Raw genomic sequence first — 24,036 nt, forward strand, 5'->3', positions numbered from 1 at the left:
ATAAAAAGCGCCTCTTAAGGGCGAGGCGCCGTTAAGTATTGGGTGACAAACGCCAGCGCGTTCTCAAGCGGCAGCGCGCTGCGGGACATTTTGGCCTGCAAATTGGCCCCCAGCCAGAGCGCATAAAGCACCTGCGCCTCGATGAGCGGCTCGCCGGGAAACGACAGCGTCTGCTCCGCGCGGCCACTCTCCAGCGCCCGGGCGAGGAGGGCGATAATACCCTTCGCGCCGTTATCCATCGCCGTGCGCATATCTTCAGAGAGATCGCACACTTCGGCGGAAAGTTTTACCGTCAGGCAGCCGCTGATGATGCCCTGCTGGCGAAACTGCGCCAGGGTATCCTGATAGTAGTTCAACACCCGATCGCGGTGATTGCCTTCGCCGTGACAGAAGTGGTCGGTCAGACGCTGATGGTAACGGGCAAAGTGCCGCTCAAGCATCGCCACGCCAAACGCCTCTTTGGAGCGAAAGTAATGGTAAAAGGAGCCCTTGGGCACGTCAGCGGTTTTTAACAGCTCGCTCAGACCCATGCCGGTAAAGCCGCGATGCATACAAAGCTGCTCCCCGGTTGCCAGTAGGTGTTCGCGAGTGTCGTGTTCGGTATTTTTGCTCATGGCGCTACTCTAATAGACCAGTCGGTCTAATGCAACCCCTCTGCCTGCCGACAGCGGGCAAGGAGATCCATCTTTGGTTGATAAACCGTTGATTTCACGTCCATCATCCCCAGCACCGTTGAGAATAAATTATCCTGGGAAACCGCGCTGTTCGCCGCTTCATCCCGCAGGCAGCGCTGACTGATGCCGTAGTTGTTAACGTAGTCCGGCGAAAGCCAGAACATAAACGGAATATGCGTCTGCTGCGAGGGGGCCAGCAAATAGGGCGTGCCGTGCAGATAGAGGCCATTCTCCCCTAATGATTCCCCGTGATCGGAGAGGTAGATAAGCGCCGTATTCATCGTCGCCTGACGCGCTTTGAGGGCGTCAATAGTGCGACTTACCACGCTGTCGGTATAGAGGATCGTATTATCATAGGTATTTATCAGCGCCTGACGGTCGCAATCCTGAATCTGGTTGGTGTCGCAGGTGGGTGTAAAGTGCCGGAAGGCCTGAGGGTAGCGCTGATAATAGGCGGGACCGTGACTGCCCATCAGGTGGATCACCAGCACTGAATCCTGTTTCAGCCCATCCAGCACATTATCCAGACGATACAAATTGGCCTCGTCGAGACAGGAGCCATTTTTACAGAACGCGTTAAGTTGCCACTGGGTCATATCGGTATGCGGGATGCGATTACACGCGCCTTTGCAGCCACCGTCGTTCTCGCGCCACAGCAGGTTAATTCCCGCGTGGTTAAGCACATCAAGTAACCCTTCCTGATGGTGCGCCAGGTTTGCGTCATAGCTTTTGCGCGGCATCCCGGAAAACATGCACGGTACTGATACCGCCGTTTCGGTACCGCAGGAGGAGGCGTGCGGAAAGTTAATCATATCCTGCTTTTTCAGCTCCGGGTTTGTCTCCCGGCTGTAACCATTAAGGGAATAGTTATCCGCGCGGGACGCCTCGCCCACGACCAGCACCAGTACGGTTTTTTTGTGCTGTCCAGAGATAATGGCGCCTTTATGTGCATCCTCCCCGATGCGAATCAACGCCTGACTGCCGGCAAACCAGCGCGTTTCGCTGTATTTGATTAGTGCGCTGACGTAATTTGCGGGCGTCACCATTTTGACGATGCTCTTGTTATTACGAAACAGCGAGGCGTAATCCTTATAGAAGAGAGCGGCGATAAGAATAATGACCAGCAGGGCGCCGAGAATCGAGGCCAGGCGCATCAGCAGGGTGTACCACCAGCGGCCGGAGCGGATCTTTATCATCAGCAGCACGACGGAGGGAATTAGTCCCGCCAGGGCCACCCATGCGATAAGCTGCGGCGTGATAAGGGCCGTCGCCTCCTGGGAATTGGTTTCGAAGACGTTCACCATCATGTTCTGATCGATAACCGTCCCGTAAGCGTACATAAACCAGGTGGCTGCCGCGCAGCCGACGGTCAGGATGATCAATAGCGGCTTACGGATAAAGGGAATATTCAGCAGGCTGAAGACTATCGTCCAGCCGCAAAACAGTACGACCGGCACCGTGGCGGCGAAAAGAATGCCATGAAGCGTGGCGGGCGAAATAATCGCCCAGCTGCGCTGAATAAAAAGCGCATTGATTAGCGTAAAAAAGAGGGCGCAGGCCAGCGTGAAAAGATTGTCGTTACACTGTAACTTCTTGGGGAGTCGCATTGTCATTAAACCGTTTACCGAAATAATGAGGCGAGTATAGAGAGCGAAGATTAGTGAAACCTTAGCGCCTGCTGGTCACAAAAGGCCTTGCGCACAACGCGTTTAACGTCTTGACTGTAACTGACAGCGAATAAAGGAGGTGACAGTGGCAGAGCAGCTGGAGTTTTTCCCCATCCAGAGCCCGTGCCGGGGAATTTGCCAGTCGGATGAACGCGGTTTTTGCCGGGGCTGCATGCGCAGTCGCGACGAACGTTTTAACTGGCAAAAAATGAGCGACGCGCAAAAGCAGGAGGTGATCCGCCTGTGCAGGCAGCGTTTGCTGCGTAAATTACGCGTGAATAAACCTGCTCAAACCGAAGAACCTCAGCAGCCCTCACTTTTTTAGCTGCGCAATTGCGTATACTGGTCCCATAACTACCTTGAGGAAACTGTTATGGTTCAACGTATTACCCTTGCGCCCCAGGGCCCCACTTTTTCCCGCTTTGTGATGGGCTACTGGCGGCTGATGGACTGGCAGCTCTCCCCGCGCCAGCTGGTCAGCTTCATCGAGGAACATCTCGACCTCGGTATCACCACCGTCGATCACGCCGATATCTATGGCGGCTATCTCTGCGAAGCGGCATTTGGCGAGGCGCTTAAGCTGGCACCCGCGCTGCGCGAGCGGATGGAGATAGTCACCAAATGCGGTATTGCCACCACCGCGAAGCCGGAACATGCTCTGGGACACTACATCACCGACGCCGATCACATTATTAAAAGCGCTGAACAGTCGCTGAAAAACCTGGCGACCGATCGTCTTGATCTGCTGCTTATTCACCGTCCCGATCCGCTGATGGATGCTGATGAAGTGGCGCAGGCGTTCCTCTCGCTTCACCAGAGCGGCAAGGTGCGTCATTTTGGCGTCTCCAACTTTACCCCTGCCCAGTTTGCCCTGCTGCAGTCGCGGCTGCCCTTTACCCTTGCCACTAACCAGGTGGAGATCTCCCCGGTGCACCAGCCGCTGTTGCTGGACGGAACGCTCGATCAGCTGCAGCAACTGCGCATTCATCCGATGGCCTGGTCCTGCCTTGGCGGCGGGCGGTTGTTTAACGATGAGGCGTTCGGGCCGCTGCGCGACGAGCTTGCGGCGGTGGCGCAGGAGCTTAACGCCGCCACCATCGAGCAGGTGGTTTACGCCTGGGTAATGCGTCTGCCGTCTAAGCCGTTGCCGATTATCGGCTCGGGCAAAATCGAGCGCGTGCGCGCTGCGACGGGCGCAGAAGAGCTGGAAATGACGCGCCAGCAGTGGTTCCGTATTCGTAAAGCGGCGCTGGGCTACGACGTGCCTTAACCCTCCCACGCCAGGCCTCCCGGTGAAATCGTTGCCCCTGGTATAAACTTAAGGGGCAAAAATAACCCATGGAGGTCCTATGAAGCGTTTTGCTCTGGCGTTAGTGACGCTGGCCTGTTGCGCAGGTGCGCAGGCGGCCAGCGAAGAAGTTGAAATGAATCTCGTCACCGCCCAGGGGATCGGCCAGTCTATTGGCACAGTGAAGATCACCGAAACCGATAAAGGGCTGGAATTTGCTCCCGACCTGAAAGCCATTCCTCCGGGCGAACATGGTTTTCATGTTCATGCCAAAGGCAGCTGTCAGCCCGCTATGAAAGAGGGTAAACCGTCAGCCGCTGAAGCGGCGGGGGGCCACCTCGATCCGCATAATACCGGTAAGCATGAAGGACCCGAAGGGATGGGCCACACGGGCGATTTGCCGCCGCTGGTGGTCAATAACGATGGTAAAGCGACCGACGCCGTGGTGGCGCCGCGCCTGAAAAAGCTGGATGAGGTCAAAGGCAAGGCGCTAATGATCCACGTGGGTGGCGACAACATGTCTGATTCGCCCAAGCCGCTTGGCGGCGGCGGGGAGCGCTATGCCTGCGGCGTGATTTGATCGCCGATGGTACCGGGTGCCGGGGCCTGTTCCAGCTGCGAAAGGGAGCAGTGCAGGCGCCAGATAATTCCTGCCAGATCGCGCGCTGCCGGTTGCGGGTGGCGCGCGAGCACCTCACAGATCCGCTGAAGCTCATCCAGCGTTACCGCCAGCGGCCGCTGCTGCACGCCACGTTCGCTCATTACGTCGCGCAGCAGGGCAATACAGACATCCCGTACCCGTGAAAGCGGATCGGAACGGGTCTCCCAGGCGCGCAGTTGCCACACCACATGCGAACAGTTCAGCAACACGACGCCCCAGCGCAGAAGCCAGCGGCGGGAAAGGGAATCCTTGCTGTTGTTAAGCTGGCTGACGTGGTGATAAACCAGCGACTCATATTCGCTTTCCAGAAGGTGCGGTTTGCGGCTGAGCTGGTCGACAAAACCGCGCCGTAGCTCACGGATATGCCGTCGGCTTTTACGGGCATCAGAGCCCGGGCGGAGTACGGCAAAGGCCATCCAGGCCAGCCCCACGCCGAGGATTTTTGCCAGGTTATCATTCAGGAAATCAGCAAGATCATAGACCGGCGGGTTGGTCACCGCGATAAACGATCCCATAAAGACGATCAGTTGCCCCCACAGACCCGCCATCTTCGGCATTTGCAGCTTCAGCAGCTGCATGGTGGTGATAAGCGGGAATAAAAAGAGCAGAAACTGCCACAGATCGGTCACCTGCACCATCAGCCCGAATTTCACCAGAAAGCTAAAGAGCGAAAGCAGCACCAGCGTGCGCAGCAGCAGCGTGAGCGAGTTAAAAGGCGAGGCGGCGATGGAGTAGAGTACGCAGCTGATGGCGCATAAGGAGAGGGCTGATGTACCCGCATCCCACTGGGTGGTAATGCTCCAGGCGCCAACCACCATCAGAGCGCAGAAGGTGCGAAAACCGCTCCACAGCGCCTCCATACTGTCCGTGTGTCTGGCCAGCGCCGGGGCGCGGGGGAGGCTGATCTCCGTGACGGGCGTGGCGTTTTCCACGCTACGGATCCAGCGGCTGCCGCGCAGATAGAGGCGGCAAAAATAGTTAAGCCGCTCCCAGAAAGCGCGATGCCGGTAATCCTCTTTATCAACGGGAGCCAGCGGGGCGATAACACGCGCGACGCTATAAGCATCCGCGCCGGGGCTGGCAAGCAGAGTCAGTAAATTCTCTATGGTTACACGGGTATGGGCGGGTGGATTCGGCCAGTTCAGCAGCATGCGCCGCAGGCTCGAAATGGCGCTGGTCATACGCAGCTGCTGATGCAGGAGCGCGTTAAGCAGGGCGTTCTGACGTCGAAAGCGGTAGTGACTCCAGAAGGCCTGGATACGCAGCAGGTTCATGGTCAGGATCTGAGCAATCACCTTTTCGTGGGCAAGCCGGATCTCGTCGCTGGTATCGGGCTGCCAGAGCAGGCTGGCGTGTTCCAGCAGTCGGGCGTGCATATTTTTCAGGGCGGTGATAAGCGCGATACCATCCGAGGTGCTGGGCAGAATCATCATCATGATACCGCCGCAGAGAATCCCCACAATCACCTCGCAGACGCGCGCCTGGGCGAGATCCCACAGCTCCGTGGTCTCCAGCACGTTGACCATGGGGAAAGCGATAATCGCGGCGGTATAGCCCGCCAGCTGAAAGGCGTAGGCGACGTTATTGGTAAACCAGGCGCAGGCCCAGGTGCACATTCCCAGCCAGAGGGACATACTCAGCAAAAAGAGCCACGGATCGTTAAGCGTATGTCCTGCAACAATAAGCGCCGCGGTCGCGCCGACCAGGCTGCCCGCGATACGTCCCAGACTTTTACTGATGACGCCGCCGACGGTCGGGAAGCTGACCACCGCGGCGGAGGTCATTGCCCAGTACGGTTCGTCCAGATCCAGGTAATAGGCGATGCTCAGGGCGAGACAGATGGCAATACCGTTACGCAGCGCGTAACGCCACTGAGGGCGCGTCGCTTTGATCCACGGCGCGTTACGCCAGGAGATGGCCTGCAGCCCCATCAGCGTGTTCCAATTGATACGGTACAGGTCGTGCCGGAGACCAGCGTGATATCCGTCGGCAGGCTATCGAAGGTAAACCGCACCGGCACCCGCTGGGCAAGACGCACCCAGGGGACGTTAGGCTTAATGTCAGGCACCAGCCCGGAATCGGTTTCGACACTCTGATCGTAAATCGCGCGTCCGATGCTGGATACGTGACCCTGTAACTTTTGCGAATTACTGTAAAGCGTGATCTGCGCCGGTGCGCCGACGCGAATATGACGCAGCTTGGTCTCTTCGAAATAGCCAATGACGTAGAAGGAGTGGCTGTCCACCAGCGCAAACAGCGGCTGACCGGTGCTGGCATAGTTGCCTGTGCGCGTCGATAGGTTAGTTATCCAGCCGTCGACCGGCGCTTTCACCACGGTTTGACTCAGCTCCCATTCGGCGCGTTTGAGCGTGGCCTGCGCCACCTCCAGATTCGCCTGCATCGCCTTAACGTTAAGGTTCGCGGTGTCGAGATCTTCTGCGGAGATATAGTTTCTGGAAAGGTGCCGACGGCGAGTGGCCTCATTATTTGCCTTCGCCAGATCGGACTGCGCTTTTGCAAGCTGCGCCTGGGCGTTCAGCACGGCGATGCGAAAGGGGGTATCGTCAATGCGAAAAAGGACCTCGCCTTGCTTTACCCGCTGATTATCTTTCACCAGCAGGCTGCTGATAGTCCCGGAGACTTGCGGCGTAACGCTCACCTGCTCGGCGCGGATCTTACCATCACGGGTCCAGGGCGACTGCATATAGAAATTCCACATCCACCAGCCTGCCACCACAGCCAGCGTCAGAACCAGCAGAGTCGAAAAGTATTTAAGAGTTTTCATCGACAACGTCACCACGCAGTTAACAACGCCATACCCAGGCAAACGGAGAGAACAAACAAAGAGAGATCCATCAGGGTTGGATGCCAGATTTCACCCGCGTAGAGCCAGTCGCGAACCAGGCGATGCACCAGCAGCCAGAGGGGGAATCCCAACAGTACCGCCTTGAAAACAGGGGGTAAATAGATGGATGCGCCGAAAATCAGATCCTGAAGAGGTACACCGGCGGAGCTTAGGGGGAATGTCACGAGCAGAGATCCTTCGCCATGGTAAGAGCCTTGATCAAGTCGCTAATCAGGAGAGCGATTAACGACATAAATCATACTTTTCAATCTCCATAAATGCAGCATTGCGTTTGTTTTAGCAATATAAATGCTGCACACTATTCTAAAATGAGTATAATAACTTAGCAAGCTAATTATAAGGAGATGAAATTGGAATCGCCACTAGGTTCTGATCTGGCAAGGTTAGTACGCATCTGGCGTGCTCTGATTGACCATCGCCTGAAACCTCTGGAATTGACGCAGACGCACTGGGTTACGCTGCATAACATTCATCAGTTACCGCCCGACCAGTCGCAGATTCAACTGGCAAAAGCGATAGGCATTGAGCAGCCATCTTTGGTTCGTACACTCGATCAGCTGGAAGAGAAGGGATTAATCTCCCGACAAACCTGCGCTAACGATCGCCGTGCCAAACGTATCAGACTGACTGAAAAAGCCGCGCCGATCATCACAGAGATGGAAGCGGTCATCAGTAAAACCCGCGCAGAGATCCTGTCAGGCATTTCGGCTGAAGAGCTGGAACAGCTGGCGGGGCTTATCTCGCGGCTGGAGCAGAATATTCACGAGCTCCAGACACGCGGTTAACCTGTAAAAGCCTTGCTTAGCAAGGCTTTTTTATTGCCAGACCACCACCCGGTTTCGTCCTGTCTCTTTCGCCTGATACAACGCCTTATCCGCCCGCTCTACACACTCTTCTTCTGTCACCTGCGCTGAGGTCGCCGTATAGACCCCCATACTGATGGAGATCTTCTCGGGGAGCTGATTGTTGCTGGTGGCGCGATCGTAGCCGTTTAGCTTGACGCGGATCCGTTCCGCCACCTGATGCGCGTCTGCCGACGCGGTATGGGTCAGGAGCAGGACAAACTCTTCGCCGCCAATACGGGCGGCGATATCCTGCGGGCGAACGGACTCCGTGAGTAGCGTGGCGACGAACTGCAGGACCTTGTCCCCCTGCAGATGACCGTAGGTATCATTAATGCGCTTGAAGCGATCTAAATCGCTGACAATGACCGAAACCGGACTGACGTCAGACGCGGTTTTCAGGGCCTGCTTCAGGGCATCATAGAAATAGCTGCGGTTATAAAGTCGAGTTAGCGCATCGCGAATAGCGTTTTGATAAGATTGTTGATACCTGGAATTTGAATCGCGGTAGAGACTAAATACATCGCATAACAAGACGAAAATAATTAATAACGTTGCGGTGGTTTCAAATATACGCGCCTGATACCAGCCTAACCCTTCTACCTGTCCCGAAAAAAGCAATATGGAGAGTGAGACCAGATAACTCAGACATAAAAAAGTGCCGCTTACCCAGAAAAGATTACGCAGACGGGTAATAACCATCATTGTGGTGAATGCAACAAGCCAAATCATAATCAAAATGATATTAATGACCTGATCCCATAGCATCATAAACTGGCGAGTTTCATTATCGACGAGGTCGATACCGAACAGGGTGCAGTGGCTGGAATAGCACCATGCCAGGATGATCATACAGGTGGTGAATATCGCAACGGTACCAATGACGATAAGATGTATCGTCCGGGAGAGGGGCTGATGTCGCAGGGTATAGAGGACCGTGGCCGCGATGATCAGCACCGCCATCATGAGGTGGCGGAACATGAAGAAGATCATCGCGTCGTTATAGTTATTATCCGTGAACTGATAAAGCTCAAACCACGCGGGAAAACTGCTCAGCGTGCCTACCATCAGACATGACGACCCCGCAAACGCAAAGGCAAGGGCGACCAGATAAAGCCGGCGCCGGTCGCACCAGTAGCGCATCGCCATAAAACAGGCGATAAAGAGATGAAAGACCAATAAAAATATGGTTAACGTCGGAAAAAGAAGCGGCGAAAAGGAAGAGACGAACCCTGCCATACTGGAAAGGCCAAACTGCAGCGCAGCGATTGCAGCTATACATCCGCAGATAAAGACAAAAAAACGATTTTTTATTACGTCGTCTATTGCTGGCATAGTACTTTCACGCCATCGGGAAAAAAAAGAGAACAATTGTGAAAGGATAGTTTAAAAAAATGTCCGTAACTTTGCGCAGAAACAAAATCGCGCAGAATAGTTCGGGGTGAAAAGTTATTTTAATTATTAAGAATAAGAATTTGGTTAAGTGGCGTAAAAAGAGCGTGACGATTTGTCACGCTCTTTTTAACATTAACGCGGGGAAACGGTAACCTGGCTGCCGTTGCTTGCCAGCACGACGCGCTGACCGGCTGAGAAACGGGTGTTGCCCTGTTTCTGCACCACCATAATGGTGTTGCCGTCATCTTTACGGATTTCCAGTTCGACGCCCTGCGTTTTGTTGATCGCACCCTCGACGCCCTGTCCTGCAACGCCGCCTGCCACCGCGCCTGCCGCCGTAGCCAGAGAACGGCCTGTGCCGCCGCCTATGGTATTGCCGAGGAAGCCGCCCAGGACTGCGCCACCAAGCGCGCCGATGACATTATTATCGTTGCCACCCTGAATTTGCACCGGTCGCACGTTAACAATGGTACCGTAGGTGACGTTTTGCACCTGCTTCGCTTCAGAGGCGGTATAAACATCTCCCGACAGCGAGTCGTTATTGACACAGCCTGCAAGCGTAAAACCGATCATGGATATGGCCAGTACACGTAAAATCATTTGAATCTCCTGTTCACTTAAACGCTCGACAGAGCATCCATATGCCCCAAGTATATGGCATCGGCAGCCATAGATCATATCTTCACAACTGGACAAAAAAAAATTTTAGGCGAATCAGGTTTAACCGCAGGTCAACAGCAGGCGGTAGCCGGGCCTGCTCAATATCATAAATGATAAATCCCTCATGGCATTAGCGCGCGGTTTGTGGTGGAGTGGAGAGATGAGCCCAGCGATAAAGGAAGAGGCATGATATCGGGTCGTTATATAGGCGTTATGTCGGGGACCAGCCTCGATGGCGTGGATGTGGTACTGGCTGCTATTGATGAAAATATGGTGGCGCAGCAGGCCAGCCTGAGCTGGCCTATTCCCCTGGCGATAAAAGAGGAGATCCTCAGCATTTGCCAGGGACAGCAGCTCACCTTGTCCCGGCTTGGCCGTCTCGATACCCGGCTGGGTCGTCTTTTTGGCGAGGCGGTTGTCGCGCTCATGGATCAGCAGAAGCTCAAGGCGCAGGATATCGTGGCGATTGGCTGTCACGGGCAGACGGTCTGGCATGAGCCAGGGGGCGAGGCGCCGCATACGCTGCAGATCGGCGATAACAACCAGATAGCGGCGATGACCGGCGTGACGGTGGTAGGTGATTTCCGCCGTCGCGATATGGCGCTGGGCGGGCAGGGGGCGCCGCTGGTGCCCGCCTTTCATCAGGCGCTGCTGGCCCATCCGGTTGAGCGGCGGATAGTGCTTAATATCGGCGGCATCGCAAATCTCTCCATGCTGATCCCCGGTCAGCCGGTGCGCGGTTATGACACCGGGCCTGGCAATATGCTGATGGATGCCTGGATCTGGCGCCAGTGCGGAAAACCGTACGATAAAGACGCCCGCTGGGCGACAGAGGGGAAAGTTGTTCTGCCGCTGCTGCAAAGCATGCTAAGCGATCCCTGGTTTGCCGCGCCGGCGCCCAAAAGCACGGGGCGAGAATATTTTAACTACGGCTGGCTGGAGCGACAGCTGGTCCATTTCCCCGGCATTAGTGCGAAGGACGTGCAGGCGACCCTCGCGGAACTCACCGCCGTCTCCATCGCGGAACAGGTCATGCTGAGCGGCGGATGCGAGCGGCTTTTGGTCTGCGGCGGCGGGAGCCGAAATCCGTTGCTGATGGCGCGGCTTGCCGCGCTATTGCCCGGTACCGAGGTGGCAACAACGGAGGCCGCCGGGATCAGCGGCGACGACATGGAAGCTCTGGCTTTCGCCTGGCTTGCCTGGCGCACCCTGGCGGGGCTTCCGGGAAATCTTCCCTCCGTGACCGGCGCGCGGGAAGCGACGGTCCTGGGAGCGATTTTTCCGGCCAATCCGCGACATAATCAGAGTTAACTGAATTTCATACGTGCGTATGATGGTTAAAATCGACGAAAAGAGAGGGGCAGGTTTTGCCCCTGACAATCCAAAGTCGTCGGAACAGACAGATGAAAAAAAGCCTGATTTTTGCTCTCCCTTTCTTACTTGCAGGATGTAGCTACTACAACCAGTTCGTCGAGCGCATGAGCACCGATACGCTGGAATATCGCTGTGACGAAAAACCCCTTACCGTCAAACTCAACGCCTCCCAACAGGAAGCAAGCTTTATCTATGACAATAAGCTGCTGAACCTGAAGCAGGGGCTGTCAGCCTCGGGTACGCGTTATACCGACGGCATCTGGGTTTTGTGGTCGAAAGGCGACACCGCTACCGTCTATAAACGCGACCGTATCGTGCTCAATAACTGCGTGCTGCAGAATCCGAAGCGTTGAGATTTTTCAGGGGGCGGCGCACAATAGCGCCACCCACTGTTAACGTCAGCTAACGCCATGTCAGACAACGATGATTTGCAGCAAATCGCGCATCTGCGCCGTGAATACACCAAAGGCGGCCTGCGTCGCCAGGATCTGCCTGCCGAACCGCTACCCCTTTTTGAACGCTGGCTGAAACAGGCCTGCGACGCCAGGCTTGCCGACCCGACCGCGATGGTGGTTGCCACCGTCGATGAAAACGGTCAACCCTATCAGCGTATCGTCCTGCTTAAACACTATGATGAGCGCGGGCTGGTCTTTTACACCAACCTCGGCAGCCGTAAGGCTCATCAGATTGAAAACAATCCCCGCATCAGTCTCCTCTTCCCCTGGCATATGCTGGAGCGGCAGGTAATGGTCATCGGCCAGGCCCAGCGCCTGTCGACCCTGGAGGTGGTGAAATATTTCCACAGCCGTCCGCGCGACAGCCAGATCGGCGCCTGGGTCTCAAAGCAGTCGAGCCGCATTTCGGCGCGCGGCGTGCTGGAGAGTAAGTTCCTTGAGCTGAAGCAGAAATTCCAGCAGGGCGAAGTCCCGTTACCGAGCTTCTGGGGCGGCTTCCGCGTCTCCATTGAGCAGATGGAGTTCTGGCAGGGGGGAGAACATCGCCTGCATGACCGCTTTTTGTACCAGCGCGAGAGCGATGCGTGGAAAATCGACCGCCTGGCTCCCTGAACCCCTAAATTTGTTCTCTTAAGCGCTAGCGCGCGCAGCGCTGGCGCTTTATTCTATGTACCTTTCGCGTCTGGCGAAAAGTCGTGTACCGACAGAGGTGCAGTCGTTTATACATGGAGAATTTGATGGCAAGCGGTAACTTGATTAAACAATTGCAAGAGCGGGGCCTTGTAGCCCAGGTGACGGATGAGGAAGCGTTAGCTGCGCTGCTGGCGCAAGGCCCGATCGCGCTCTATTGCGGCTTCGATCCCACCGCTGACAGCTTGCATTTGGGGCATCTTGTTCCATTGTTATGCCTGAAACGCTTCCAGCAGGCGGGCCACAAGCCGGTTGCGCTGGTTGGCGGCGCGACCGGTCTGATTGGCGATCCAAGCTTTAAAGCCGCCGAGCGTAAGCTTAATACCGAAGAGACCGTACAGCAGTGGGTGGATAAAATCCGCAAGCAGGTCGCTCCGTTCCTCGATTTTGACTGCGGAGAAAACTCCGCCGTTGCCGCTAATAACTACGACTGGTTTGGCGGTATGAACGTCCTGACTTTCCTGCGGGATATCGGTAAACACTTTTCCGTAAACCAGATGATCAATAAAGAAGCGGTGAAGCAGCGTCTGAACCGTGACGATCAGGGTATCTCCTTTACCGAGTTCTCCTATAACCTGCTGCAGGGTTACGACTTCGCCTGCCTGAACAAACTGCACAATGTTTCGCTGCAGATTGGCGGCTCCGACCAGTGGGGTAATATCACCTCGGGTATCGACCTGACCCGTCGTCTGCATCAGAAGCAGGTATTCGGCCTGACCGTTCCGCTGATCACCAAAGCGGATGGCACCAAATTCGGTAAAACTGAAGGCGGCGCGGTCTGGCTCGATCCAAAGAAAACCAGCCCGTACAAATTCTACCAGTTCTGGATCAACACCGCCGATGCGGATGTTTACCGCTTCCTGAAGTTCTTTACCTTCATGGAGCTCGAAGAGATCAATGCGCTGGAAGAAGAGGATAAAAACAGCGGTAAAGCGCCACGCGCGCAGTATGTGCTGGCCGAGCAGGTCACCCGTCTGGTGCACGGCGAAGCGGGGCTGGCGGCGGCGAAACGCATCACCGAAAGTCTCTTCAACGGCACGCTGAGCGATCTGAGCGAAGAGGATTTCGAGCAGCTGGCGCAGGATGGTGTGCCGATGGTTGAGATGGAAAAAGGGGCGGATCTGATGCAGGCGCTGGTCGATTCCGAGCTGCAGCCTTCCCGTGGCCAGGCGCGCAAAACCATCGCCTCCAACGCCATCACCATTAACGGCGAAAAGCAGTCCGATCCGGAATATACCTTTACCGACAGCGATCGTCTTTTTGGCCGCTATACGCTGCTGCGTCGCGGTAAGAAAAACTACTGCCTGGTTTGCTGGAAATAACCAAAAGAAGCATGCAGGGGCGCGGGAGACCGCGCCCCTTTACTATTCAGGGTTTTGTGTAAAATGAAGAATATCCTCGCCATCCAGTCCCATGTCGTCTTTGGACACGCTGGCAATAGCGCCGCAGAATTTCCCATGCGTCGCCTGGGCGCCAACGTCTGGCCCCTCAACACCGTACAGTTCTCAAACCATACGCAATACGGCAAATGGACCGGGTGCGTTATGCCGCCGTCGCATTTAACCGAGATAGTCCAGGGCATCGCTGATATCGACCAGCTGAAGCGCTGCGACGCGGTGCTGAGCGGCTATCTGGGTTCGGCCGAGCAGGGTGAGCATATTCTCGCCATCGTTCGCCAGGTAAAAGCGGCCAATCCGGCAGCGAAGTTTTTCTGCGATCCGGTGATGGGACACCCTGAGAAGGGCTGTTTCGTCGCGCCTGGCGTGGCGGAGTTCCATCAGCGCCACGCGCTGCCCGCGAGCGACATTATCGCGCCAAACCTGGTCGAGCTTGAAATTCTCTGCGAACACCCGGTGAACTCCGTTGAGGAGGCGGTTCTCGCCGCCCGGGAGCTAATCGCCCAAGGGCCGAAGATTGTGCTGGTTAAACATCTTGCGCGCGCCGGGCTCAGCCGCGATCGCTTTGAGATGCTGCTGGTGACGGGTGATGAAGCCTGGCATATCAGCCGTCCGCTGGTCGATTTTGGCGCGCGTCATCCGGTAGGCGTGGGGGATGTGACCAGCGGGCTGCTGCTGGTGAAGCTGTTGCAGGGCGCGAGCCTGCGTGATGCGCTGGAGCACGTGACGGCAGCGGTCTATGAAATCATGGTGACCACCAAAGCGATGCAGGAGTATGAGCTACAGGTCGTCGCGGCGCAGGACCGCATCGCGAAGCCGGAGCACTATTTCAGCGCCACTCTGCTGTAAAAAAACGGGTAGCGTACGCTACCCGGTCTGCATTAATTCAGTCCTTCCGCTTTAAGCGCCGCCGCCACGGACGGGCGCGCCGCGACACGGTCCATATAAGAGGCGATATGGTCTAATCCGTCCATATTAAGCTTCACGGCGCGCGCCCAGCGCAGAACCGTAAAGAGATAGGCATCGGCTACGGTAAAGCGGGAGCCGCCAATCCAGTGATCTTCCTTCAGCGCATCGTTAACATAGCTCAACTTCTTCTCCAGCTGACTGCGAACGGCAGGCTTGTACTCTTCCGGGGTATCCGGACGGAAGAGCGGGGTGAAGCCTTTATGGAGCTCGGTCGCGATGTAGTTCAACCACTCCAGCGTCTTATAACGGGCGATAGTGCCGGTGGGCGCCAGCAGCTGGCGATCCGGTACGTTATCTGCCAGGAACTGCATGATGGCGACCCCTTCGGTAAGCAGGGTGCCGTCGTCAAGCAGCAACGCCGGAACCTGTCCCTTGGGATTAACTGCAAAATAGTCATCGCCGTTTTCAAGGCGTTTCTGGCTCAGATCCACGCTGTCGAGGGTGAAATCCTTTCCACTCTCACGCAGGGTGATGTGTGAAGCAAGAGAGCAGGCACCCGGCTTGTAGAACAGTTTCATCGGTAACTCCTTTTTGCTGAGGTTTCAGCTATGTTAGTGCGGACCAGGGCAAAAAAAAAGCCGCTAATTACTTAGCGGCTTTTAACGAGGTTTCCCGGCGACGGTTACGCGTTGGCGGCGTTCGCCTTCACGGTTTTATCATCATCCAGCGTCATGCGGTTCAGCTTAGGCGCGGTGAGAAGCATCAGCACGGCGATAACGGCGGTGGCGATACCAATCTGCATAAAGACGCGGCCGTAGACTTCGAGAGAGATCAGCGGGTCGGTTACGTTTTCCGGTACCGCCATCAGGTTTGCAATGCGGCCAGCGATGATCGCGGCACCCGCGGTGGTCAGGAACCAGCTACCCATGATGAAGCCCATCAGACGCTGCGGCACCAGCTGTGCAACCATTGCCAGACCCAGGCCGGAGATCATCAGCTCGCCGATAGACTGCAGCGCATAGCTCAGGATCAGCCAGTTAACGGAGACGATACCCGCGTCGCTGGCGAATTTCGCGCCCAGCGGCAGTACGAGGAACGCACCAGAGCAGAGCACCATACCGATAGCGAACTTGTGCGGCATCGGCAGACGGTCGCCCATCTTGTTGTAGATAGCGGCCAGAATCGGGCTACCCACCATGATCCAGAACGGGTTCAGCGCCTGATACTGTTCTGGTTCGAAGGCGAGACCCAGAATCGAGTGCTCAACGTTACGAATCGCGAAGAAGTTCAGGGAGGTCGGCATCTGGCTGTAGAGCACGAAGAACACGATCGCCTCAAGCATCAGAATAAAGGCTACGATCATCTTGCGACGCGCTGCGCCCTGCATGGCAAACGCTTCTTTACCGAAGATGATAATAATACCCAGCGCCACGACGCCCAGCACAGCACGCGCAATCGACTGGTTATGCAGCAGCCAGGTGGCAATCGCAACCAGCACCACAACGCCGACGATGGTCGCAAGCAGCTTGCCCATATGGACCGGCATAAAGTCAGGTTTAGAGCCGTACTGTTTCACCCATCTCTGGCAGAAGGCGAAGTTGATGACGGTGATCACCATACCCACTACGGAAAGCGCAAAAGCGACGCTCCAGCCAAATTTCGCCGCGAGCCACGGCGTCGCCAGCATGGAGAAGAAGGAGCCGATGTTCACGGACATGTAGTACATGGTAAATGCACCGTCCAGACGCGGGTCGTTTTTCTCATAGCAGGTTGAGAGCAGGGAGGAGGGGTTCGCCTTGAAGAGGCCATTGCCGACCGCGATGGTCGCCATACCCAGATAAACAATAGCTGCATCGTGACCAGACCAGGCGACCAGGGCATAACCGATAGCCAGCACAATAGCGCCCAGCATGATTACACGTTTGGTGCCAAGAACCTTATCCCCTAACCAGCCGCCGACGGCAACCAGGCCGTATACAAGCGCGCTAAAGGAAGAGAAGAGCGTAATAGAATCCGCTTCTGACATACCCAGTTGTTTCACGAGGTAAACGGCCATAATCCCTTGCAGGCCGTAGAAGCCGAAACGCTCCCATAATTCGATCGAGAAAATGAGATAGAACGCTTTCGGCTGTTTGAAAGCGTTAAGACTTACGCTTTCATCCGCTGGTTTTTTGTTTGCAGTTGACACATATACCTCTTTTTTTACATCCCATATTAACGGGGGTGTTCATAGCGTGATGGCGCATGTCCATCCGCATTATTTTTATAGTGGGAGGGGAAACGGCGGGTAATGTTCACTATCCTGAGGCATCTGGCAATAGATTTGCAATACTCTGTTACATTTAACTCTACCGGGATAATGCTCGGATTAACCAAATGTTATTCAGCGTTAAATTTCACGCCAGTAAAATTCATGGTTTTTTTCACTGCCTGATCCGGGGGAGAGAGGGGTTTAGGCGATATCTTCTGCTAAATGGCGTTTATGGCAGTGGTATTCCCCTTTATCTGAAAAATGTCTGGACGATTCTTTTGCTAAAAAGCGTATCAAGCTTGTGCTACGCGGTACGCGCTCGCATATTTTCAACAGAATTATAACAAGTCGTTTTCTATGTGATCATCATCACATATATATAGAAAATTCTGTTGGAAAAAAAAGGATTGACCTGTTTGGGTGTTAATTGGCCAGATGATAGTCCGCGAGTGTAGCCACAGTCGGGCAAAGAAAAGGGGACTATCTGTCCCCAAAAAAAGCACTATCAGAATCTGAACCGGTTCTCAGGAATAAACTTTCTCTTTATATTCACACAGATCCTCGATAATACATGAGCCGCAGCGGGGCTTACGGGCAATGCAGGTATAACGGCCATGAAGGATCAGCCAGTGGTGGCAGTCTACCTTGAATGCAGGGGGGACCACCTTGAGAAGCTTCTCTTCCACCTGCTCTACGTTTTTCCCCGGGGCGAACTGGGTGCGGTTACAGACGCGGAAAATATGCGTATCGACGGCAATGGTCGGCCAGCCAAAGGCGGTATTGAGCACCACATTGGCAGTTTTACGGCCCACGCCGGGCAGCGCCTCCAGCGCGGCGCGATCTTCCGGCACCTCTCCGCCATGCTTTTCCAGCAGGATGCGGCAGGTTTTAATCACGTTTTCCGCTTTACTGTTAAAAAGGCCGATGGTTTTAATGTAGGACTTCACCCCCTCCACGCCCAGGTCAACCATTGCCTGCGGGGTATTGGCCACAGGATAGAGCTTCGCCGTCGCTTTATTGACGCTGACGTCGGTTGCCTGCGCCGAGAGCAGCACCGCGATCAGAAGCTCAAACGGGGAGGAGAAGTTTAGCTCCGTCGTCGGGTGCGGGTTGTTTTCGCGCAGGCGCGTGAGGATCTCCAGGCGCTTCTCTTTATTCATACCGCTTTCTCCGGCACCGCCTCTTGCGACTGACGTTCTGCGGCGCGGCGCTTACGTTTCTCGTCAATCAGGTATTTGACCGCCAGCATCATGCCAAGACCGATAAACGCCCCCGGCGGCAGCATCGCCAGCAGGAAAGGGGTATCGGTATGAAAGACTTCAATGCGTAACGCTTTTGCCCAGCCACCCAGCAGAGCATCCGCGCCGTCAAAGAGCGTGCCGTTGCCGAGGATTTCACGCATTGAGCCCAGCACGAACATCGCGCCGGTGGCCCCCATGCCGATAGAAAATCCGTCCAGCGCCGAGATAAGCGGATCGTTTTTTACCGCAAAGGCCTCGGCGCGACCCACCACGATGCAGTTGGTCACGATAAGGGGGATAAAAATCCCGAGCGACTGATAGAGGCCAAAGGCGTAAGCGTTGATCAGCATCTGCACCACGCTTACCACCGAGGCGATGATCATGACATAAATGGGAATACGAATTTCAGAAGGGGTCCAGCGACGCAGCGCCGAAATCGAAAAATTGGTCAGCGTCAACACCAGCGTAGTGGCCAGCCCCAGACCCAGCGCGTTGGTGGCGGTGGAGGTGACCGCCAGCAAGGGACACATCCCCAGAAGCTGGACCAGTGCGGAGTTGTTCTTCCACAGCCCCTGAACGATAACCTCTTTAACCTGGCTCATGATTACTCCTCACAGGCAGGAAGATTGTTGATTTGCGCGGGCAGCGTCCCGGCAAAGATCCCGGCGCGCTTCACGGCGTTGACCACGGCGCGCGGGGTAATGGTTGCCCCGGTGAACTGATCAAATTCGCCGCCATCCTTTTTGACCGCGAAAGCGGGGTCGTTTTCGCCATGAATCACCTTACCGGCGAAACTCAAAATCCAGTCGCTGAGGCGGAGCTCGATTTTATCCCCCAGCCCCGGCGTTTCATGGTGCGCCGTAACGCGGGTGCCCAGTATAGTGCCAGAGAAATCTGCGCCAACCAGCAGTTGAATCGCGCCCGAATAACCGTCTGGCGCAGTGGCTTCCAGAACGGCACCCACCGCCTTGTCGCCCTTGCGGGCGATATAGACACGGTGCTCCCCTTTGCCGAGCTGGGGATCCTGAACGATAAAACAGCTTTTTTGCAGCTCATTATCATAGAAGCTGGCGGGGATCACCTGATCGAAAAGCGCCTTCTGCTGGCTGGCGGCCTGCTCATCGATGGTTGATTTGGTCAGGGAATTGACCAGCGCGGTAAGTCCCGTCAGCGCCGCGGCGAAAAGTGCCAGCGTTACGCCATGTTTTTGCATCGTTTTTAGCATGGCGACTCCTTAACGGTGACCGTACGCGCGCGGGCGAGTGTAGTAATCAATTAACGGAACGGTAATATTGGCGAGCAGGACGGCAAAAGCGACGCCGTCGGGATAGCCGCCAAAGCTACGGATAAGCCAGACGAGCAGGCCTGCCAGCGCGCCGAAGATCAATCGCCCGCGATTAGTGGTCGAAGCGGTCACCGGATCGGTCAGAATAAAAAACGCCCCCAGCATGGTTGCGCCGGAGAGGAGGTGCATCTGCGGGCTGGCCAGCGGCTGGGAGGAAAACGCCCAGCCCAGCGCAGAGCAGAGGGCGAGGGTGACCAGGAAGCTGACCGGGATATGCCAGCGAATGGCCTTTTTCCAGAGCAGCAGCATGCCGCCCAACATATAGGCAAGGTTGACCCACTGCCAGCCCGCGCCCGCGAGCATGCCGTGATAAATGGCGGACTGCATAATCTCATCCACACTTTTTCCGGCGTGCAGGGACGTTTTAAAGGTATCCAGCGGCGTGGCCTGACTGATGCCGTCCACGCCCATACGCAGGGTAGTCATATCCCCCCCGGCAGCGGTATGGCCGGTAAAGATCATCTGCAGCGCATCCATAAAGCCTGGCACCGTCGCGGCAATTTGCTGAGGCGGCAGCCAGCTCGTCATCTGCACCGGGAAAGAGATCAGCAGTACCACGTAGCCAATCATGGCGGGGTTGAAGGGGTTATGGCCCAGGCCGCCATAAAGCTGTTTGGCGATAATAACCGCGAAAACGGTCCCCAGCACCACCATCCACCACGGCGCAAAAGGGGGAATACTAATAGCCAGCAGCAGGCCGGTCAGCAGCGCGGAGTTATCCGCCAGCGTGCGGGAGACCGCCTTTTTGCGAAGCTTCAGCACCAGCGCTTCCGCAGCCAGGGCGCTCGCGCAGCCCAGCAGGATCTGAAAAAGCGTCCCCCAGCCAAAAAACCAGAGCTGAACGCCAATGCCCGGCAGCGCGGCCAGGCAAACCAGCATCATAATGCGTGACGTCTGGCGCTGGTTGTGGGTGTAAGGGGAACTTGCGATTCTGAAAACCATTTAATCCTCGTTAACTGCCTTCTGTTCGGCTTTCCTGGCTTGTACCCGCGCAATCGCAGCGGCGACTGCGGCTTTGCGCGGATCGTCATTGGCGGCAGGCTCGGCTTCCTGATGAGACGCCTTACGCGCCTTCGCCCGGGCGATGGCGGCTTCTACTGCCGCTTTACGCGGGTCGACCGCTTCGGCTGGCGTCTCTTCCTGCGCGGCCGCCTTGCGGGCTTTAGCGCGGGCGATAGCGGCTTCTACCGCCGCTTTCCGTGGGTCTAACGCTTCGGCTGGCGTCTCATCCTGTGTAGCCGCCTTGCGGGCTTTAGCGCGGGCGATAGCGGCTTCCACAGCAGCTTTACGCGGGTCGACCGCTTCGGCTGGCGTCTCTTCCTGCGCGGCTGCCTTGCGGGCTTTAGCGCGGGCAATGGCGGCTTCCACCGCCGCTTTCCGTGGGTCGACCGCTTCGGCTGGCGTCTCTTCCTGCGTAGCCGCCTTGCGGGCTTTGGCGCGGGCGATAGCGGCTTCTACCGCGGCTTTGCGCGGGTCGTTCTCCTGCTGCGCTTTTTCCGCCTGACGGGCGCGGGCCTGGGCCTTACGCGCTTCGCGGGCGGCAATCGCCTCGCTGTTGTCAGGTTTTGCACCGGCTGGAATCACGACGGTTTCGGTCGCGCTGGCCTTCTTCTCACGTACGCGGGCCAGGGCAGCCTGAATCGCATCCTGATCTTTCCCGCCCGGCTGGACGGCAGCCTGCTGATGACGAGCCTGACGGGCGATTTTTTCGCGTTCAAGTCGCGCCTGACGCGCCTCAAAACGGGCTTTCGCTTCGGCGGCGCGCTTCTCTTCCAGGGAGATAGCGTAAATTTCCGCTTTCTCCTGGCGGAAGTACTGCACCAGCGGGATGTTGCTCGGGCAGACCCACGCGCAGGCGCCACACTCTATACAGTCGGCCAGGTTATGCGCGGTGGCCTTATCATGCTGCTGGCCTTTGCTGTACCAGTACAGCTGCTGCGGGAGAAGATCGGCAGGGCAGGCGTCGGCGCAGGCGCTACAGCGAATGCACCCTTTCTCCTCCTGCTGTTCTCCCATTTCGCTGGCGGAAGGGGCCAGCAGGCAGTTGGTGATTTTGACCACCGGCACATCGAGCCAGGGCAGGGTAAAGCCCATCAGCGGACCGCCCATGATCACCAGCTGCTCGCTGCCCGGGCAAAAGCCCGCCTGCTCCAGCAGATGGCTGACAGGGGTTCCCAGCCGCGCCCAGACGTTTCCCGGGCGGGAGACCGATTCGCCGGTGAGTGTGACAACGCGCTCGGTCAGCGGCTCGCCGTCAATAACGGCCCGTTTCACGGCAAAAGCGGTGCCGACGTTTTGCATCAGCACCCCGATATCAGAGGAGCGCCCGCCGTGCGGCACCTGTTTGCCGGTTAAAATCTGGGTAAGCTGTTTCGCTCCGCCGGAGGGATATTTGGTCGGGATAACGCGCAGGCTGATATCGTGGCTCCCTGCCAGCACCGCCCGCAGCATGGAAATCGCCTGCGGCTTGTTATCCTCAATGCCGATCAAGACTTCGCGCGGCTGAAGAATATGGGCAAGGATGCGGATCCCTTCCACAACCTGCGCCGCGCAGTCCTGCATCAGACGATCGTCGGCGGTGATATAGGGTTCGCACTCGGCGGCGTTAATGATTAGCGTCTCAATTTTATCGCCGCCGCCGCGCAGCTTCGCGCCGGTGGGGAAGCCCGCGCCGCCCAGACCCGCCACGCCAAACTGGTGAATACGCTCAATCAGCGCTTCGCGGCTGTGGGCGCGGTAGTCACTCCAGCCATCGCGATCGATCCATTGGTCCTCGCCGTCGGGCTCGATCAGGACGCTAAGCTCCGCCAGCGCGGAAGGGTGGGCTACGGTATGAGGCGCAATCGCCGTCACGGTACCGGAGGTGGGGGCATGGACCGGGAGCATCCGTCCGCGACCCAGGGTCAGAGGCTGACCGCGCAGCACGCGATCTCCTGCCTGCACGCACAGCTCGCCCTCAGCGCCGATGTGCTGTTTGAGCGGGATGACAAAGCGACTCGCCAGAGGGATCTGACGCAACGGCGTGCCGCTGGACTGGGTTTTCATCTCCGGCGGATGGATACCGCCGTCGAAATCCCAGATTTTCTCTTTTCTGAAAGCAGAAAATAACTTAAGCATGTTGTTCCACAGGAATGATGCGAACCGGAATGGTCTGAAGATCCCATTTCCAGTTATCGGGAGTCGTTGCGACCGGACGCAGCGTGATGCACTGGGTCGGGCAGGGCGCGACGCAGAGGTTGCAGCCCGTGCAGAGATCCGCCATTACCGTGTGCATGGCGCGCGTCGCGCCAACGATGGCGTCTACCGGGCAGGCCTGGATGCATTTTGTGCAGCCGATACAGTTGGCTTCATCAATCACCGCCAGCGCGCGGACCGGCTCACGGGCGCTTTCGTCACCATCTACCGGCTGCGGATCGACGTTAAGCAGCTCGGCGATTTTTAACATCACCGCCTCGCCGCCGGGCGCACAGCGGTTGATGCTTTCACCCTGTAACCCGACCGCTTCAGCGTAAGGGCGGCAGCCGGGAAAACCGCACTGCCCGCACTGACTCTGCGGCAGCAGCGCGTCGATTTTTTCAACAACCGGATCCTCCTCTACCGCAAAGCGGCGCGAGGCATAGCCGAGAATGATGCCAAATACCAGCCCAAGCACGGCGAGCACGGCGATGGCAATCCAGATAGCATTCATTACAACTTCACCAGACCACTAAAGCCCATAAAGGCCAGAGACATTAAGCCCGCGGTCACCAGCGCGATGGCGTTGCCGCGAAACGGGGCAGGGACATCGGCCACAGCCATACGCTCACGAATGGAGGCGAATAACACCATGACCAGCGAAAAGCCGACCGCAGCGGAAAAACCGTACAGTGCGGATTGCAGGAAATTATGCCCAAGGTTGATATTGAGCAGCGCCACGCCGAGCACGGCGCAGTTGGTGGTGATCAGCGGCAGGAATATGCCGAGCAGACGGTAGAGCGCGGGGCTGGTTTTACGCACCACCATCTCGGTAAATTGCACCACCACGGCGATAACCAGAATAAAGGCCAGCGTGCGCAGATAGGTTAAACCCAGCGGAATCAGGATCCAGTTGTCGATCCACCAGGCGCAAACAGAGGCAAGCGTCATAACGAACGTTGTCGCCAGCCCCATGCCCATTGCGGTTTCCAGCTTTTTGGAGACCCCCATGAACGGGCACAGGCCGAGGAACTTCACCAGCACGAAGTTGTTAACCAGCACGGTTCCGACAAAGAGCAGAAGATAATCAGTCATTATTGAGCATTAAGCCTGAAATGAAAAAAGCCGCCTATTATCGGATAAACCA

At 56.6% G+C, this 24,036-nt stretch carries 25 protein-coding genes; 9 read left to right on the forward strand and 16 right to left on the reverse strand.

The features are described from left to right. Positions 1–14: 14 nt before the first annotated feature. The gene (locus tag BN3796_RS13845) at positions 15–614 is read right to left on the reverse strand and encodes a TetR/AcrR family transcriptional regulator (RefSeq protein ID WP_061708943.1); all 600 of its coding nucleotides are present in this window, start codon (positions 612–614) and stop codon (positions 15–17) included. 26 nt (positions 615–640) lie between these two features. Then, positions 641–2,281: a phosphoethanolamine transferase EptA gene (gene eptA, locus BN3796_RS13850; RefSeq protein WP_061708944.1), complete on the reverse strand. Its 1,641-nt coding sequence runs from the start codon at positions 2,279–2,281 to the stop codon at positions 641–643. A gap of 145 nt (positions 2,282–2,426) precedes the next feature. On the opposite strand from eptA, the gene BN3796_RS13855 reads away from it, so the two are divergent. The 3 genes from BN3796_RS13855 (at position 2,427) to sodC (ending at position 4,209) form a co-directional block, all read left to right on the forward strand. Beyond that, complete coding sequence (locus tag BN3796_RS13855) at positions 2,427–2,666, forward strand: DUF1289 domain-containing protein (RefSeq protein WP_061708945.1); 240 nt, start codon at positions 2,427–2,429, stop codon at positions 2,664–2,666. 48 nt (positions 2,667–2,714) lie between these two features. Beyond that, positions 2,715–3,611: an aldo/keto reductase gene (locus BN3796_RS13860; protein WP_061708946.1), complete on the forward strand. Its 897-nt coding sequence runs from the start codon at positions 2,715–2,717 to the stop codon at positions 3,609–3,611. Between the two features lie 79 nt (positions 3,612–3,690). Next, positions 3,691–4,209, forward strand: a complete 519-nt coding sequence (gene sodC / locus BN3796_RS13865; RefSeq protein ID WP_061708947.1) for a superoxide dismutase [Cu-Zn] SodC — start codon at positions 3,691–3,693, stop codon at positions 4,207–4,209. Here the strand turns inward: sodC and BN3796_RS13870 are convergent. The 3 genes from BN3796_RS13870 to BN3796_RS13880 are packed head-to-tail and all read right to left on the reverse strand — an operon-like array spanning position 4,188 to position 7,320. Then, positions 4,188–6,221 carry an FUSC family protein gene (locus tag BN3796_RS13870; RefSeq protein WP_061708948.1) on the reverse strand — a complete coding sequence of 678 codons (2,034 nt, stop codon included), beginning with the start codon at positions 6,219–6,221 and terminating at the stop codon, positions 4,188–4,190. The genes sodC and BN3796_RS13870 overlap by 22 nt on opposite strands. Next, positions 6,221–7,081 (reverse strand): efflux RND transporter periplasmic adaptor subunit, encoded by an 861-nt coding sequence (locus tag BN3796_RS13875; protein ID WP_073885227.1) that lies wholly within the window; start codon positions 7,079–7,081, stop codon positions 6,221–6,223. Before BN3796_RS13875 ends, BN3796_RS13870 begins: the two co-directional genes overlap by 1 nt. Before the next feature lie 2 nt (positions 7,082–7,083). Then, positions 7,084–7,320 carry a DUF1656 domain-containing protein gene (locus BN3796_RS13880; protein WP_061708950.1) on the reverse strand — a complete coding sequence of 79 codons (237 nt, stop codon included), beginning with the start codon at positions 7,318–7,320 and terminating at the stop codon, positions 7,084–7,086. A 186-nt stretch (positions 7,321–7,506) separates the two neighbouring features. On the opposite strand from BN3796_RS13880, the gene slyA reads away from it, so the two are divergent. Next, positions 7,507–7,941 carry a transcriptional regulator SlyA gene (gene slyA, locus BN3796_RS13885; protein WP_073885244.1) on the forward strand — a complete coding sequence of 145 codons (435 nt, stop codon included), beginning with the start codon at positions 7,507–7,509 and terminating at the stop codon, positions 7,939–7,941. A 30-nt stretch (positions 7,942–7,971) separates the two neighbouring features. Here the strand turns inward: slyA and BN3796_RS13890 are convergent, their stop codons facing one another. Beyond that, positions 7,972–9,333 (reverse strand): sensor domain-containing diguanylate cyclase, encoded by a 1,362-nt coding sequence (locus BN3796_RS13890; protein WP_061708952.1) that lies wholly within the window; start codon positions 9,331–9,333, stop codon positions 7,972–7,974. A 192-nt stretch (positions 9,334–9,525) separates the two neighbouring features. Further along, positions 9,526–9,993, reverse strand: a complete 468-nt coding sequence (gene slyB, locus BN3796_RS13895) for an outer membrane lipoprotein SlyB (protein ID WP_061708953.1) — start codon at positions 9,991–9,993, stop codon at positions 9,526–9,528. 246 nt (positions 9,994–10,239) lie between these two features. Between slyB and anmK the strand changes: the two genes are divergently transcribed. From anmK to pdxY, 5 genes are all read left to right on the forward strand, one after another. After that, complete coding sequence (gene anmK / locus BN3796_RS13900) at positions 10,240–11,364, forward strand: anhydro-N-acetylmuramic acid kinase (protein ID WP_061708954.1); 1,125 nt, start codon at positions 10,240–10,242, stop codon at positions 11,362–11,364. A 92-nt stretch (positions 11,365–11,456) separates the two neighbouring features. Further along, entirely contained in the window at positions 11,457–11,780 is a 324-nt protein-coding gene (gene mliC, locus BN3796_RS13905; RefSeq protein WP_061708955.1) for a C-type lysozyme inhibitor, read from the forward strand. Positions 11,781–11,837: 57 nt separating this feature from the next. Beyond that, the gene (gene pdxH, locus BN3796_RS13910; RefSeq protein WP_061708956.1) at positions 11,838–12,494 is read left to right on the forward strand and encodes a pyridoxamine 5'-phosphate oxidase; all 657 of its coding nucleotides are present in this window, start codon (positions 11,838–11,840) and stop codon (positions 12,492–12,494) included. 125 nt (positions 12,495–12,619) lie between these two features. Continuing rightward, positions 12,620–13,894 (forward strand): tyrosine--tRNA ligase, encoded by a 1,275-nt coding sequence (tyrS, locus tag BN3796_RS13915; protein ID WP_061708957.1) that lies wholly within the window; start codon positions 12,620–12,622, stop codon positions 13,892–13,894. A gap of 63 nt (positions 13,895–13,957) precedes the next feature. Next, a complete protein-coding gene (gene pdxY, locus BN3796_RS13920; protein ID WP_061708958.1) occupies positions 13,958–14,818 on the forward strand; it encodes a pyridoxal kinase PdxY in 861 nt (286 codons plus the stop codon). A 32-nt stretch (positions 14,819–14,850) separates the two neighbouring features. Here the strand turns inward: pdxY and gstA are convergent, their stop codons facing one another. From gstA to rsxA, 9 genes are all read right to left on the reverse strand, one after another. Beyond that, positions 14,851–15,456 carry a glutathione transferase GstA gene (gstA, locus tag BN3796_RS13925; protein WP_061708959.1) on the reverse strand — a complete coding sequence of 202 codons (606 nt, stop codon included), beginning with the start codon at positions 15,454–15,456 and terminating at the stop codon, positions 14,851–14,853. Between the two features lie 104 nt (positions 15,457–15,560). Beyond that, positions 15,561–17,066, reverse strand: a complete 1,506-nt coding sequence (gene dtpA, locus BN3796_RS13930) for a dipeptide/tripeptide permease DtpA (RefSeq protein WP_061708960.1) — start codon at positions 17,064–17,066, stop codon at positions 15,561–15,563. A gap of 587 nt (positions 17,067–17,653) precedes the next feature. Beyond that, entirely contained in the window at positions 17,654–18,289 is a 636-nt protein-coding gene (gene nth / locus BN3796_RS13935; RefSeq protein ID WP_061708961.1) for an endonuclease III, read from the reverse strand. Continuing rightward, positions 18,286–18,972, reverse strand: coding sequence for an electron transport complex subunit E (locus tag BN3796_RS13940; protein ID WP_061708962.1), 687 nt, complete (start codon positions 18,970–18,972; stop codon positions 18,286–18,288). The genes nth and BN3796_RS13940 overlap by 4 nt, the downstream gene beginning before the upstream one ends. 2 nt (positions 18,973–18,974) lie before the next feature. Then, positions 18,975–19,595, reverse strand: coding sequence for an electron transport complex subunit RsxG (gene rsxG / locus BN3796_RS13945; RefSeq protein ID WP_061708963.1), 621 nt, complete (start codon positions 19,593–19,595; stop codon positions 18,975–18,977). A gap of 9 nt (positions 19,596–19,604) precedes the next feature. After that, complete coding sequence (gene rsxD / locus BN3796_RS13950) at positions 19,605–20,657, reverse strand: electron transport complex subunit RsxD (RefSeq protein ID WP_061708964.1); 1,053 nt, start codon at positions 20,655–20,657, stop codon at positions 19,605–19,607. Beyond that, positions 20,658–22,832 (reverse strand): electron transport complex subunit RsxC, encoded by a 2,175-nt coding sequence (rsxC, locus tag BN3796_RS13955; RefSeq protein ID WP_061708965.1) that lies wholly within the window; start codon positions 22,830–22,832, stop codon positions 20,658–20,660. Then, on the reverse strand, positions 22,825–23,403 hold the full coding sequence (gene rsxB / locus BN3796_RS13960) for an electron transport complex subunit RsxB (RefSeq protein WP_061708966.1): 579 nt from the start codon (positions 23,401–23,403) through the stop codon (positions 22,825–22,827). The genes rsxC and rsxB overlap by 8 nt, the downstream gene beginning before the upstream one ends. Then, a complete protein-coding gene (rsxA, locus tag BN3796_RS13965) occupies positions 23,403–23,984 on the reverse strand; it encodes an electron transport complex subunit RsxA (protein ID WP_061708967.1) in 582 nt (193 codons plus the stop codon). The genes rsxB and rsxA overlap by 1 nt, the downstream gene beginning before the upstream one ends. Positions 23,985–24,036: the final 52 nt, after the last annotated feature.

This window comes from Pseudenterobacter timonensis, assembly GCF_900021175.1.
GTDB lineage: Bacteria > Pseudomonadota > Gammaproteobacteria > Enterobacterales > Enterobacteriaceae > Enterobacter > Enterobacter timonensis.